Below are 13,903 nucleotides of genomic sequence, written 5' to 3' on the forward strand. Positions count from 1 at the left end.
ATGTCAACACTGTACATACTTGTGCCTGAAACAGGGATAAGCGTTATGCTGGGGCGATCCCACCACCAAGTAGGAGTGAGCAACGATGCTTCTTGAGCGTGACCTCATCCAGTCCGTCGGCTTCCGCAACGTGCGCGAGGGCGACCGCATCACCGGCTTCCAGTTGAGGCTGCGGATGCCCTCCTACCGCGGCATGGCGGCGTCGCTCATCGACGGGGTCGCCGTGCGGGTGGGCGAGATCGTGGATGTGCCCCATGACGTTCCCACGTGGAGCTTCGGGGGGCGGGAATACACGCTCGCCGAGCTGTGGGAGAGCCGTGACATCCGCTGGCAGCTCGACGACGCGGCGGTCGTGACGGTGCCCCTCGAGGGCGGCCTGCCCGACGGCACGCACGAGGTGTCGATCGACCTGCGGCTGCGGATGTCGTACATCCCCATGGAGCACCAGCCCTCGGTGTTCCGCGCGACGCGACACATCACGCTGAGCCCCGAGGCTGCGGGAGGCCCCTTCAAGTACGGCGTCTCGCTCTACAGCTACATGGGCGACTACGGCACCGTGCTCGACCTCGAGACCACCCTCGCCTCGGTCGCCGACGTTGGCGCGACGGGCGTCGAGATCCTGGGGGAGGGCCACGTCACGGGATACCCCGAGCCCAGCACGGCCTGGATCGACGAGTGGTTCCGGCTGCTTGAGAAGTACCGCCTCGAGCCCACCAACTACGGTTCGTGGATCGACACGCGACTGCACCCGGGCCGCGCCATGACCGCGGAGGAGGGTGCCGCGACGCTGCAGCGCGACCTGCGGCTCGCGAAGCAGTTGGGCTTCTCGTTCGTGCGACCCAAGATCGGCGTCGTCTCGAGCGACCTCATTCCCGACCCCATCTGGACGGAGTCGGTCGAGCGTTCCCTCGACCTTGCGGCCGAGCTCGACGTCGTGATCTGCCCCGAGATTCACTCGCCGACCCCTATCAAGCACCCCGTCGTCGACGACTACATCGCCCTGATCGAGCGCACCGGCACCAAGCACTTCGGCCTGCTGCTCGACACCGGCATCTTCCAGGACCGGCCGATCCCCCTGCGGGCGGGGGAGACCCGCGAGACGCGCCCCGCCTTCCTCGACGGCATCGGCGTCGACCCAGCCGACATCGCCGACATCGCCAAGTACGTCGTCTTCATCCAGGCGAAGTTCCACGACATCGACGAGAACCAGCACGACCAGCAGATCCCCTGGGAGCCCGTGCTGCGCGCCCTCAAGGATGCGGGCTACGCGGGCTACCTGTCGAGCGAGTACGAGGGCGAGCGGGAGCCGTGGCGTGCGCTCGAGCAGGTGCGCCGCCAGCACTCGCTCATGCGCCGCATCGCGGGCGAGCTCGCCTGAACATCACGAGAAGAGGAACAACAATGCCCAACGGCCTCATTCAGGACGACAGCCTTCGCCAGCACCCCGAGGGTTTCGCGCTCTCGCTGACCCTGCCCTGGTACCGCAGCCTCTGGCTCTCATCGGTCACGAGCCTCGCCGTGACGATCGATGGCGAGGATGTCGCAACAGGCGACCTCGCATTCGAGCTCGCCGGGCGCCGCTACGCGCTCGAGGAGCTGCCCGAGCAGAGCGAGACGCTCTGGTACCTGCAGGAGCACCCGCTGCTGATCGCCCGCCGTGAGCAGCCCCTCGCGCTCGGCGAGACGCACGAGGTCGCGATCGCGGGCGAGCTCCGCCTGCCCTACATGCAGATCGCGCCCGGCCAGGACGGCGGCCCCGGCATGTACGTGCCGAACTTCGTGCGCCAGACCCTGTCGCTCACGGTCACCGACCGGGATGCCCCGGCCCCCGCCATGGTGAGTGACGTGACCCCGCCACCGCCCGCGACCGAGGCAGACCCCTTCAAGCTGGGCCTCACCCTCTATTCGGCGAGTGCGGAGTTCCGCGCGGGATGGTTCGACTTCGACGGCCTGCTCGACCGGGTGGCCGAGCTCGGCATCGGCCCCGGCATCGAGATCGTGGCATCGCAGATGATCCCCTCCTACCCGAGGGTCAGCGACGACTTCGAGCGCACCTGGCGGGCGGCTTTCGACCGGCACGGCTTCGACGCGAGTTCCTATGGAGCGAATCTCGACATGGGGCGCCGCCGTGATCGCGACATGACTCCCAACGAGGAGTTCGAGTTCAGCGAGCAGATGTTCCGCAGCGCCCACCGGCTCGGGTTCCCGCTCGTGCGCATCCAGAGCGCCAAGCCCGCCCTGCTGACCCGCCTGCTGCCGATCGCGGAGGAGCTCGAGCTGCAGCTCGCCTACGAGATCCACGCCCCCCTCGGCCCCAACTCGCCCGAGATCATGAAGGTGCGCGAGCTCTACGACGAGCTCGACTCGCCCCTTCTCGGTTTCGTCGCCGACTTCTCGTCGACCATGCACTCGATGTCGCCCACCCTACTGAGGGCCGTGCGGCGGGCCGGGCTCGACGACGAGGCGATCGTGCGGCTCCAGCAGATCTGGGCGACGGATGCGCCCATGCGTGAGCGCCAGGAGGAGTTCATCGGCTACCTGAAGGGTCGAGACTTCGACCCGGGTCGTCTCGGCTCCTTCGCCCACCTCGCCTTCAACATGCACGGCCACGTCGATCCGCGCGAGTGGGGCGACATCATGCCGCAGATCAAGCACGTGCACGCCAAGTTCTACGACATCGACGAGTCGGGCCAGGAGCCGGCCATCGACTACCCCGAGCTCGTGCGCGTCTTCGTCGAGGGCGGCTACCGCGGCTACTGGTCAAGCGAGTGGGAGGGTCACGCCTTCGCAGAACTCGGCGAGGTCGACCCGCTACTGCTCGTGCGCAAGCAGCACGACCTGATTCGCACTTCCATGCGCGCCGTCACGGCATAGCACTCCGGCTTATGTCGGATATAGCAAAAACTAATGTGTGAAAACGACACATCTCTGCAAAGATGGAACACACCAGCTGCTCGCGACAGCGCGAACAGCATGACAACGTAGTCAGAAAGGCTGGCCATGACACAGCACCGTCACACCGCACTCCGCAGGGGGGCGTTCATCGCGATCCCCGTGGCCGGGGCGCTCGTCCTCGCTGGATGCTCCGGCTCGGGTGACGAGGGCGACTCCGGGTCCACCGGCTTCTCCTTCACCTATGCAACCTCGAACAACCTTGAGAGCCCCTACGAGGCGCTCGCCAACGCCTACATGGAAGCGAACCCGGGCGTCGACATCGAGCTGAACCCCCAGCCGAACGACAACTACGACACGACGGTGCGCACGCAGCTTCAGGCCGGCAATGCGACCGACATCATCCAGACGGTTCCGGGCGCGGGCCAGCCCCGTTCGGTCGTCGAGCTCGCCGAGGCGGGCTTCCTCGCCCCGCTCGGCGACGCATCCGCCGCCATCATCTCGGAGGGCACCGAGAACCTCTTCCAGGTCGACGGTGAGACCTACGGCCAGCCGGTCGACTTCACCGTGACGGGCATCGTCGCGAACCTCACGACGGCGCAGGACGCCGGCGTCGACGAGTTCCCCGACGACTTCAACGCCTTCCTCGACGCATGCGCGGATGTCGCCGCCTCCGGCAAGTCGATGGTCGCCCTCGCGGGTGCCGCCGCCCCCAACACGGGCCTCATGGCGATGTCGATCTCCGCGACGCGCGTCTACGCCGAGACTCCCGACTGGAACGAGCAGCGTGCCGCCGGCGACACGACCTTCGCCGAGTCGGAGGGCTGGCAGGACACCCTGCAGACCGTGATCGACATGCACGAGGCGGGCTGCTTCCAGCCGGGCGCCGAGGGTGGCGGCTTCGACGCCATCACAAACGGCCTCGCGGGCGGCACCTCGATCGCCGCGTTCGCTCCCGGCGGCTCGGCCGTCGAGATCGCGCAGGCGGCTCCCGAGGGCGTGCAGTTCATGATCGAGCCCTTCCCGGCCGACAACAGTGACGCCTTCATCCTCGCGAGCTCCAACTACTCGCTCTCGATCACGGAAGGCTCCGAGAACCAGGAGGCCGCTCAGGACTTCCTCGACTGGGTTGCGGGTGCCGAGGGCGCCCAGATCTTCGCGGATGCCTCGGGGCAGCTGCCCGTGAAGGGCTACGAAGAGCTTGAGCTCGAGGGCACGGTCTACGAGTCCTCCGCCGAGCTGCTCACGAGCGGCGCCTACGCCCCCCTGCCCAACACCATCTGGCCGAACGCGAGCGTCTACGACGCTCTCGCCTCCGGCGTGCAGGGACTCCTGACGGGGCAGAACACGATCGATGACGTGCTCTCCGCCATGGATGCGGCCTGGGGCTGATCGCCATGAGGACTGCCCGGGGCGAACACAGCCCCGGGCAGTCCGCCTGACTTATAGATGACGAAGAGGACATCATGACGCAGACGCCCACCTCCGCGACCCGAGCGGTCGTGCTCCCGGAGCCGACCGGTCGCCGCGCCCGCCGCCCGCGCAAGCGCCCCCAGGGCATGCTCGCCTTCGGCCACTGGTGGTGGGCCCTTCCGGGCATCCTGCTGGTCCTCGGCATCCACTACGCCTCGACCGCCGTCGGCGGCTTCTTCGCCTTCACTGACTGGACGGGCCTCGGCGCCTTTCAACTCATCGGCCTCGACAACTTCGTCGAGATCTTCAGCGACCCGACCAAGATCGGCGCCGTCGGCAACACGCTCTTCCTCGCGATCGCCTCCGTCATCATCACGAATGTCGCGGGCCTCGGCATCGCTGTCGGGCTCAACCGCGGGCTCAAGTCCCGCTACGTGCTTCGCACCCTCTTCTTCATGCCCGTCGTGCTGAGCCCCCTCGCGGTCTCCTACATCTGGAAGTTCATCTTCGACTACAACGGGCCCTTCAACGGCTTCCTCGGGATGATCGGCCTCGAGGAGGCCATCCGGCCCTGGCTCGCGGACCCCGAGTGGGCGATCTGGATCGTGCTCGTCGTGATCTCCTGGCAGAACACGGGCTTCGCAATGGTCATCTACATGGCCGGCCTCGCCGCAGTGCCCGTCGAGATCGAGGAGGCCGCCGCGATCGACGGCGCCAACCTCTGGCAGCGCTTCTGGCATGTGACCCTCCCCTCCATTCGCCCGGCCGTCGCCATCGCGACCACCCTCGGGCTCGTCAATGGGCTGCGCATCTTCGACCAGATCATGGCCCTCACGGGCGGTGGGCCTGCGGGGGCGACCGAGACCCTCGCGACCGAGGTCTACAAGGAGTCCTTCGCGCTCGGCAACTTCGGCTACGGCGCGGCCCTCGCCCTCATCCTCACCCTGATCATCCTCGTCTTCGCTGTCATCCAGCAGCGACTGACGGGCGAGCGCCGGGAGGCGTAGACATGTTCCGTTACACGAAGCTCACGGCTCTGCGAGAGGTCGGATTCTGGGCCCTCGCGCTCGTCTTCCTGCTCCCCTTCTACTTCTTGCTCATGACCTCGCTCAAGAGTGATCAGGAGGTCTTCACGACGTCGGCGGCGGCCCCGCCCTCCTCGCTCGACTTCGGCAACTTCGTCGAGGTGCTCAGCGCCCGCGGCAACTCCAACGTGCTCTGGGGTCTTTTCAACAGCGTCATCATCACAGCGGGCAGCATCGCGGTGCTCGTGCTGCTCGGCTCGCTGACGGGCTACGTGATCGCCCGCAGCACCTCGCGGTGGAGCACGACCATGTACTACCTGTTCCTCGTCGCAATCGTGCTGCCGACCCAGCTCGGCACGGTGCCGCTCTACATCGGCGCGCGCACGCTCGGCCTGACGGGCTCGGTGTGGGGCATGATCATCCTCTACGGCGGGATGCTGCTGCCCCTGGCGATCTTCCTCTACGCCGGGTTCTTCCGGGGTCTCGGCACGGAATATGAGGAGGCGGCGGCGATCGACGGGGCGAGCCGCACGCAGATCTTCTTCCGCGTCGTGCTGCCGCTCATGTCGCCCGCCACCGGAACCGTCGCGATCCTCGCGGGCCTCATCGTGTGGAACGACTTCTTCACCTCGCTGATCTTCCTCGGCGGCTCCGACAACCAGACGCTGCCCGTGACGATGTACTACTACATCGGATCGCTCGTCTCGTCGTGGAACAAGATCTTCGCGATCGTGATCGTCTCCATGATCCCCATCCTCGCGTTCTACCTCTTCGCCCAGAAGAAGTTCATCCAGGGCTTCGCCGGCGGACTCAAGGGCTGAGCCCTCCACCCGGCGGCCTCAGAAAGGGACCACCCATGTACCAGCTCGCACCCAACATCGAACTGCTCTTCACGGAGGCGGGGGACTACCACGACCGTGTGCGTGCGGCCGCGGCATCCGGTTTTGACGCCGTCGAGATGTGGGGGCCGACGGGCGTCGACGCGCCCGCGAAGCCCAAGGACATTCCCGCCCTCAAGGCGGCCCTCGAGGAGTCGGGCGTGCAGCTGACGGCACAGCTCTCCGAGCCGCGCACGCAGTTCATGATCCCGCCCAAGGACCACTCGGAGTTCTACCGCAAGCTCGACGAGGGCGTGGAGATCGCGCATGAACTCGGCTGCCCCCGCATCGTCGTCGGCAGCGGCACGGGCTTCGGCGGCAGCAAGCGGCAGACCCAGCTTGACGAGCTCATCGAGATCTACCGCAAGGCCATCGCCCAGATCGAGGGCTCTGGCATCACGCTCGCGCTCGAACCCGTCAACATCCGCGTCGACCACCCCGGCGCCCTGCTCGACCGCACGAGCGAGGCCGTCTACGTGGCGCGCGGTGTCGACGACGCGCACTTCGGCGTGCTCTACGACCTCTACCACTCCACGGTCGAGGGCGAGGATGTCGCGGCAGAGCTTGAGAACGCGGGCGACCTGATCAAGTACGTGCAGCTGGCGGATGCCCCGGGCCGCGGTGAGCCCGGATCCGGCTCCATCGACTGGCCGGCCCGCCTGGGGGACCTTCGCGTCTCCGGCTACGACGGCCCCATCGGCCTCGAGTACTATCCGACGACGGAGTCGGCGGCGTCTGTGCGACGCATCGTCGAACTGGCGGCGTCGGCATGACGCGCTACCCCGAGTCGGTCGATGTCGCCATCGTGGGCAGCGGGCCGGCCGGTTCCGCCTACGCACGCGTGTTGAGCGAGCGGGCTCCGGATGCCACGGTCGCGATGTTCGAGGTCGGCCCCACCGTTTCGCAGCCGCCCGGCGCCCACGTCAAGAACATTCCAGACCCCGAGGAGCGCTCGCGCGCGCAGACGCTCTCCGAGGGCCCGGGCGCGGGCGCCGAGACCGTCAAGGATCCCGGCGCCGTCAAGGCGGGGCAGCGCCGCGCGCGTCCCGGCACCTTCCTGCTCGATCGGGGATACCAGGTCGAGGGGGAGGACGGCCTGCCCGTGGCCGCCATGTCGAGCAACGTGGGAGGCATGTCCGCGCACTGGACGGGTGCGTGCCCGCGACCGGGCGGCAGCGAGCGCATCGGCTTCCTCGACGACCTCGACGAGATGCTCGGTGAGGCGGAGCGACTGCTCGGCGTGACATCCGATGCCTTCGAGGCATCCCCCTACGCGGCACTCGTCCGGGAGCGTCTCAGCGCAGCCGTCGACGAGGGCCGAGTCGCCGAGTCGCGCGTGCAGCCCATGCCGCTCGCGGTGCATCGCCGCCCCGACGGCAACCTCGTCTGGTCAGGCTCGGATGTCGTGCTGGGCGAGGTGACGCGCGCGAATCCCAACTTCTCCCTGCATGACGAGTCCCTCGTGACGCGCGTGCTCGTGGAGGAGGGGCGCGCGGCGGGTGTCGAGGTCAAGGACCTCCGCACGGGCGAGACCGCCACCGTGCGGGCCCGCTTCGTCGTCGTCGCGGCCGATGCACTGCGCACACCGCAGGTGCTCTGGGCATCGGGCATCCGCCCCGCCGCCCTCGGACGCTACCTCAACGACCAGGCGCAGATCGTGTTCGCGTCGCGCATCCGCGACGCGGTCGATGGCGACGCAGACCGTCACGCCGGCACCGGGGTGAGTGAGCAGAGCGGCGTCAGCTGGGTGCCGTTCACGGATGAGATGCCCTTCCACGGCCAGATCATGCAGCTGGATGCCTCGCCCGTGCCCATCGCGGAGGATGACCCCGTTGTACCGGGGTCGATCGTGGGCCTCGGCCTGTTCTGCGCGAAGGACCTACAGGCATCCGATCGCGTCGAATTCTCGGAGTCGGAGCGCGACTCCTACGGCATGCCCGCCATGACGATCCACTACACGCTGACGGAGCACGACCGCGCCGTCATCGAGCGCGCGCGGCAGGAGATCGTGCGCCTCGGCGCCGCGGTCGGCGAGCCGCTCGACCCGCAGCCCTTCACGATGCCGCTCGGCTCCTCGCTGCACTATCAGGGCACCGTGCGGATGGGGCAGAGCGACGACGGCACGAGCGTCTGCAGCCCCGACAGCGAGGTCTGGGGTGCACCCGGCGTCTTCGTCGCGGGCAATGGCGTGATCCCCACGCCCACGGCGTGCAACCCGACGCTCACGGCCGTCGCGCTGTCGGTTCGGGGAGCGCGCAGGATCGTCGAGCAACTGGGCTAAACCGTTTGCTTATGTCTAAAAGTGACATTAGACTGTAAAAACCATGAAGAAGTGGTCGGGGTGGATGCCTCGACTCCTGACAAGGAGGACAGCGTGATCTCCGATCGCATCATCGAGCAGGGAACGCTCACGACCGACGGGAGCAGGGCATCCGTCGAGGTGCGCCTGCCCTGGTACCGGGCCCTGCCGGGCTCCTGCATCGGGCAGGCACAGCTCACGATCGACGGCGTCGAGGCGCCCGTCGACTCGCTGCGCTGGCGGATGAACGGCCGCGAGTTCACCTTCGCCGAACTCTCGAGCAACACCGAGGAATGGTGGTTCCCCACTGACTCCGCCGTGCTGTCGGGCGACCTCGCGATCGACGGGGACGCGGAGCACGAGGTGCGTGTCGACCTCACCGTCTACATCCCCTACATCATCATCGGGGACGGCGAGACGCTGCACATTGAAGAGAACAGCACCAAGACCATGAAGGCGGTGGCAGCATGACCGCGTCCGAACTCGGCACCCCCATCCAGGGCGTCACCCTCTACAGCTTCACCCGCGCCTTCCACGGCCGCGAATACGACCTCGAGGGGCTCATTCGCAAGGTCGCGGCCGAGGGCTACGGGCCCGGCCTCGAGATCATCGGCTTCTCGAGCTTCCGCGGCTTCCCCGCCATCGACGATCGCTTCGCGGGCGAGTTCCGCGATCTCGTCGAGGAGCAGGGCCTCGTGACCACCTCGCTCGCGATCAACGCCGACATCGGCATCCACCGCGACCGCCTGCTCGACCAGGACGAGCTTGTCGCCTACATGACGCGCCAGATCGAGGCGGCGGCAAAGCTTGGCTTCCCCATCGCCCGCGTGCAGATCTCGATCACGCCGGACTCGATGGAGCGCCTCGCCCCCATCGCCGAGAAGCACGGCGTGACTTTGGCGCTCGAGGTGCACGCCGACCAGTACGCATCGCACCCGCGCATCCTCGCCCTCCGCGACCGCTACGAGAAGGTCGGCTCGCCCTACCTCGGTTTCACCGCCGACTGGGGCGCCACCGTCTCCGGCTTCGCCCCCTCGGCGCTCGAGGCATACCGCCGCCGCGGCGCCAGCGAGGAGCTCCTCGCCAAGGTCGTCGAGCTGTGGGATCGCTACTACGAGCAGGGCCCGCCCGCCGACCAGGCCGAGCACGGACAACGCTTCGGCTCCTTCATCGGGCTCGCCGCCCAGCATGGGCGCTCCGACCTCGGCATCGACTTCGGCATCAACGGCACGGGGCTCTTCGGTCCCGCCCGCGTCGACGACTGGCTCGAGATCATGCCGTGGATCCGTCACGTGCACGGCAAGTTCTTCGGCATCGACGAGAACGGCGAGGAGCCGTCCGTGCCCGTGCGCGACCTCATCCGCCTCCTCGTGGAGAACGGCTACTCCGGTGCCGTCTCGAGCGAATACGAGGGATGGCACTGGAACAACTGGCAGGACGCCTTCGAGATCGTCCGCGCCGAGCAGGCCGTGCAGCGCTCCGCTGCCGAGAACGCCGGTTCGCGCATGATCACGGATGCCGCGGAGGCCCGCTCCGCGCTCGCCGCCCACCTCGCACAGCCCGTAACCCGCTGAACTGCAAGGAAGACCAATGACTGACACCTCCGGCATCGCCGGCACCGGCATCAAGCTCGGCATCACCCTCTATTCGCTCACCTCGGAGTTCGCCGCGGGGCTCTATACCCCGGAGACGCTCATCAAGGCCGTCGCGGAGGAGGGCCTCGGCACGGGCGTCGAGTTCAACATCGCCCAGATGCTGCGCACCTACCCCGACGTCGACGAGGACTTCGTGCGGCTCTGGCACGACAGCATGGAGCGCTACGGCCTCGAGCCGAGCGCGGTCGGAACCAACCTCGACATGGGGCGCCGCAAGGATCGCGACATGACCCCCGAGGAGGAGCACGACTTCTTCGCGCGCCAGCTGAAGACGGCGCATGTGCTCGGCTTCAAGAAGATCGTGATCCGATCGGCCGGCAAGGAGCTGCTGCGCAGTCTTCTTCCGCTCGCGGAGAAGTACGACCAGATCCTCGGCTACGAGATCCACGCACCGCAGGGCCCCAACGACCCGCACATCGTGCAGATCCGCGAACTCTACGACGAGCTCGGCTCGGAGCGGCTGGGCTTCACGGCCGACTTCTCCTCGACCATGCACAGCCTCTCGCCGACCCTGCTGCGCACTCTGCGGCAGATGGGGATGCCCGAGAAGTACTTCACCGTCATGGACGAGATCTGGCGCAAGCCCCTCCCCATGCACGTGCGCAACCAGGAGTTCGAGGATTTCCTCGCGAGCGAGAACTTCGACAGTGCGCAGTTCGGCCCCTTCACGCGCCTCGCATTCAACATGCACGGACTGGTCGAGCCGGAGGAATGGCTCGACATCATGCCGCAGATGTTCCACGTGCACGCCAAGTTCTTCGACATCGACGAGACCGGGCAGGAGCCCGCGATGGACATCCCGCGCATCGTGCGGCAGTTCGTCGAGGGCGGCTACGAGGGCTACCTCTCGAGCGAGTGGGAGGGCCACGCGTTCTCCGACCTGGGCGAGTCCGACCCCGTCGACCTCGTCAAGAAGCAGCACGCACTCATGCGCCGCGCCATCGAAGACACCGTCGCCGACCGCGCCGTGACCAAGTAGGAGACCACCATGGCAACCCACAACTCCCTCTTCTCCGAGAAGCATGTCCGTCGGGTCGACGGCGGCATCGCCGTCTCGGTGCAGCTGCCCTGGTACCGCAGCCTCTGGCTCTCCGCGGTCGACGATGTCGCGGCATCCGTCAACGGCGAGGCGATCGCCAGGGACCGCCTGCGTTTCGTGCTCGAGGGCCGGAGCTTTCGCGTCGACGAACTGCCCGAGCAGTGGGAGACCCTCTGGTTCGTGGCCGACCGCCCCGACATCGTGATCGACCTCGGGCGCGATGTGGTGCCCGGCGAAAAGCTCACGGTCGAGGTCGTGCTGACGATGCGCCTGCTCTACATGCAGATCGCACCGGGACGCTACGTCACCAACCGCGTGCCCGTCGAACGAGAGGTCGTGCTCGCATGAGCCGGCCGCTGCGCGTCGCCATGATCGGCTACGGCTTCATGGGCGCTACGCACTCGCAGGGCTGGCAGACGGCCCCCCGCGCCTTCGACCTCCCGGCAGCCGTCGAGATGGCCGTCGTTGTCGGCAGGAACACGGATGCCGTGGCCGGCTTCGCGACGCAGTGGGGCTGGGCCGAAAGCGCCACCGACTGGCGCGAGGTCATCGCCCGTGACGACATCGACATCGTCGACATCGTCACGCCGGGGGACTCGCACGCCGAGATCGCGATCGCCGCCCTCGACGCGGGTAAGCACGTGCTCTGCGAGAAGCCCCTCGCCAACACCGTGGACGAGGCTGAGGCGATGCAGGCCGCAGCGTCCCGCGCTGCCGAGCGGGGCATCCGTGCAATGGTGGGCTTCACCTACCGCCGAGTGCCCGCCGTCACCTTCCTTCGCGACCTCATCGCGCAGGGCAAGGTCGGCACGGTGCAGCAGGTGCGCGCGAGCTACCGCCAGGACTGGCTGGTCGACCCGCGGGCGCCCCTCGCCTGGCGGCTACAGAAGGAGCACGCGGGCTCCGGCGCGCTCGGCGACATCGGCGCCCACGCGATCGACCTCGTGCAGTTCGTGACGGGGCTCGCCGTCGAGTCCGTCTCCGGCGTTGTCGAGACGATCGTCAAGCAGCGTCCCCTGCCGGCCTCCAGCAGCGGCCTCTCCGGCACGGCGGGCGAAGGCTACGGCGAGGTCACGGTCGACGATCTGGCGATCTTCACAGGCCGCCTCGCGGGCGGAGCTCTCGCCTCCTTTGAAGCCACCCGCTTCGCGACGGGGCGCAAGAATGCGCTCACGGTCGAGGTCTCGGGCGACAAGGGCGCGCTCGCCTTCGACCTTGAAGACCTCAACACCCTCCAGTACTACGACCGCACCGCCCCCGCCGAGCTGCAGGGTTTCACGCGCATCCTCGTGACGGAGGGCGAGCATCCGTACCTTGAGGGATGGTGGCCGGCGGGACACATGCTGGGCTACGAGCACGGCTTCTCGCACCAGGTGAAGGACCTCGTGGAGGGCATCGTCGCGGGCGTCGACCCGCACGGCACCTTCGCGGAGGGCCTCGGCGTGCAGCGCGTGCTCGCGGCGGTGGAGCAGAGCTCCGAGAATGAATCAAGCTGGGTTCGCGTCGCGAACCCCGTGACCGTGGGATAGGAGACGACGATGACGCGACCCATCACCCTCTTCACTGGCCAGTGGGCCGACCTGCCCTTCGAGGAGGTGGCCCGCCTCGCCGGCGAGTGGGGCTACGACGGCCTCGAGATCGCGTGCTGGGGAGACCACCTCGACCCGTGGCGCTGGGACGACGACGAGTACGTACAGGGCAAGCTCGACGTGCTCGAGCGCAATGGCCTGAAGGTCTGGACCATCTCCAACCACCTCAAGGGGCAGGCGGTCTGCGACGACCCGATCGATCAGCGGCACCGCGACATCCTCTCCGACCGCATCTGGGGTGATGGCGACGCCGAGGGCGTGCGGCAGCGAGCGGCCGAGGAGCTCAAGAACACGGCTCGCCTCGCCGCGAAGCTCGGCGTGAAGACCGTCACGGGGTTCACGGGCTCGTCGATCTGGAAGTACGTCGCCATGTTCCCGCCCGCCTCCGAGGCGATGGTGGATGCCGGCTACCAGGACTTCGCCGACCGCTGGAACCCCATCCTCGACGTCTTCGATGAGGTCGGCGTGCGCTTCGCCCACGAGGTGCATCCCTCCGAGATCGCCTATGACTACTGGACGACCGTGCGCGCCCTCGAGGCGATCGGGCGCCGCGAGGCATTCGGCCTCAACTGGGACCCCTCGCACATGGTGTGGCAGGATCTCGACCCCGTCGGCTTCCTGTGGGACTTCAAGGACCGCATCTACCACGTGCACTGCAAGGACACGAAGAAGCGGCTGAACAACGGACGCAACAGTCGACTCTCGTCTCACCTGCCGTGGGCAGACCCGCGGCGCGGCTGGGACTTCATCTCGACGGGCCACGGCGACGTGCCGTGGGAGGACTCGTTCCGCATGCTGAACGCAATCGGCTACCAGGGCCCGCTCTCGGTCGAGTGGGAGGACGCCGGCATGGACCGGCTCGTCGGCGCGCCCGAGGCCCTCGGCTTCGTGCGCAAGCTCTCGAGCTACGAGCCCTCGGGGGCCGCGTTCGACGCGGCGTTCTCCACGAAGTAACGGGGCAAATCCCCGACAGCGCGGTGTTTGCTGCTCAGCGCGGCCTCCACGGCCGTCGCGCTGAGCAGAAAACACCGCGCTGTTGCGAGGGCCGCGGCGCGGGCGCGGCGGATGCTGCGGTTTCGCCCCGCCCCGCATCGCCAAAAGTGTGCGGCGGAT

General features: G+C 67.8%; 13 protein-coding genes. All 13 read left to right on the plus strand.

From position 1 onward, the window contains the following. Positions 1–85: 85 nt before the first annotated feature. Positions 86–1,378 (plus strand): sugar phosphate isomerase/epimerase, encoded by a 1,293-nt coding sequence (locus OH146_RS08935; protein ID WP_265159552.1) that lies wholly within the window; start codon positions 86–88, stop codon positions 1,376–1,378. A 23-nt stretch (positions 1,379–1,401) separates the two neighbouring features. After that, positions 1,402–2,874, plus strand: coding sequence for a C-glycoside deglycosidase beta subunit domain-containing protein (locus OH146_RS08940; RefSeq protein WP_265159554.1), 1,473 nt, complete (start codon positions 1,402–1,404; stop codon positions 2,872–2,874). 126 nt (positions 2,875–3,000) lie between these two features. After that, a complete protein-coding gene (locus tag OH146_RS08945; RefSeq protein WP_265159556.1) occupies positions 3,001–4,284 on the plus strand; it encodes an ABC transporter substrate-binding protein in 1,284 nt (427 codons plus the stop codon). Between the two features lie 74 nt (positions 4,285–4,358). After that, positions 4,359–5,312, plus strand: a complete 954-nt coding sequence (locus OH146_RS08950) for a carbohydrate ABC transporter permease (protein WP_265159558.1) — start codon at positions 4,359–4,361, stop codon at positions 5,310–5,312. A 2-nt stretch (positions 5,313–5,314) separates the two neighbouring features. Then, positions 5,315–6,151, plus strand: coding sequence for a carbohydrate ABC transporter permease (locus tag OH146_RS08955; RefSeq protein WP_265159560.1), 837 nt, complete (start codon positions 5,315–5,317; stop codon positions 6,149–6,151). Between the two features lie 35 nt (positions 6,152–6,186). After that, positions 6,187–6,981, plus strand: a complete 795-nt coding sequence (locus tag OH146_RS08960) for a sugar phosphate isomerase/epimerase (protein WP_265159562.1) — start codon at positions 6,187–6,189, stop codon at positions 6,979–6,981. Further along, a complete protein-coding gene (locus OH146_RS08965; protein ID WP_265159564.1) occupies positions 6,978–8,489 on the plus strand; it encodes a GMC oxidoreductase in 1,512 nt (503 codons plus the stop codon). Before OH146_RS08960 ends, OH146_RS08965 begins: the two co-directional genes overlap by 4 nt. Before the next feature lie 93 nt (positions 8,490–8,582). Beyond that, positions 8,583–8,978, plus strand: a complete 396-nt coding sequence (locus OH146_RS08970; protein WP_265159566.1) for a C-glycoside deglycosidase beta subunit domain-containing protein — start codon at positions 8,583–8,585, stop codon at positions 8,976–8,978. Further along, on the plus strand, positions 8,975–10,081 hold the full coding sequence (locus tag OH146_RS08975; RefSeq protein WP_265159568.1) for a sugar phosphate isomerase/epimerase family protein: 1,107 nt from the start codon (positions 8,975–8,977) through the stop codon (positions 10,079–10,081). The genes OH146_RS08970 and OH146_RS08975 overlap by 4 nt, the downstream gene beginning before the upstream one ends. Before the next feature lie 16 nt (positions 10,082–10,097). Further along, positions 10,098–11,141 carry a sugar phosphate isomerase/epimerase family protein gene (locus OH146_RS08980; protein WP_265159569.1) on the plus strand — a complete coding sequence of 348 codons (1,044 nt, stop codon included), beginning with the start codon at positions 10,098–10,100 and terminating at the stop codon, positions 11,139–11,141. 9 nt (positions 11,142–11,150) lie between these two features. After that, positions 11,151–11,549: a C-glycoside deglycosidase beta subunit domain-containing protein gene (locus tag OH146_RS08985; RefSeq protein ID WP_265159571.1), complete on the plus strand. Its 399-nt coding sequence runs from the start codon at positions 11,151–11,153 to the stop codon at positions 11,547–11,549. Continuing rightward, on the plus strand, positions 11,546–12,730 hold the full coding sequence (locus OH146_RS08990; RefSeq protein WP_265159573.1) for a Gfo/Idh/MocA family protein: 1,185 nt from the start codon (positions 11,546–11,548) through the stop codon (positions 12,728–12,730). The genes OH146_RS08985 and OH146_RS08990 overlap by 4 nt, the downstream gene beginning before the upstream one ends. A gap of 9 nt (positions 12,731–12,739) precedes the next feature. Continuing rightward, positions 12,740–13,744, plus strand: coding sequence for a sugar phosphate isomerase/epimerase family protein (locus tag OH146_RS08995; protein WP_265159575.1), 1,005 nt, complete (start codon positions 12,740–12,742; stop codon positions 13,742–13,744). Positions 13,745–13,903: the final 159 nt, after the last annotated feature.

Source organism: Homoserinimonas sedimenticola (assembly GCF_026094475.1).
In the GTDB taxonomy this organism is placed as follows: Bacteria; Actinomycetota; Actinomycetes; order Actinomycetales; family Microbacteriaceae; genus Homoserinimonas; species Homoserinimonas sedimenticola.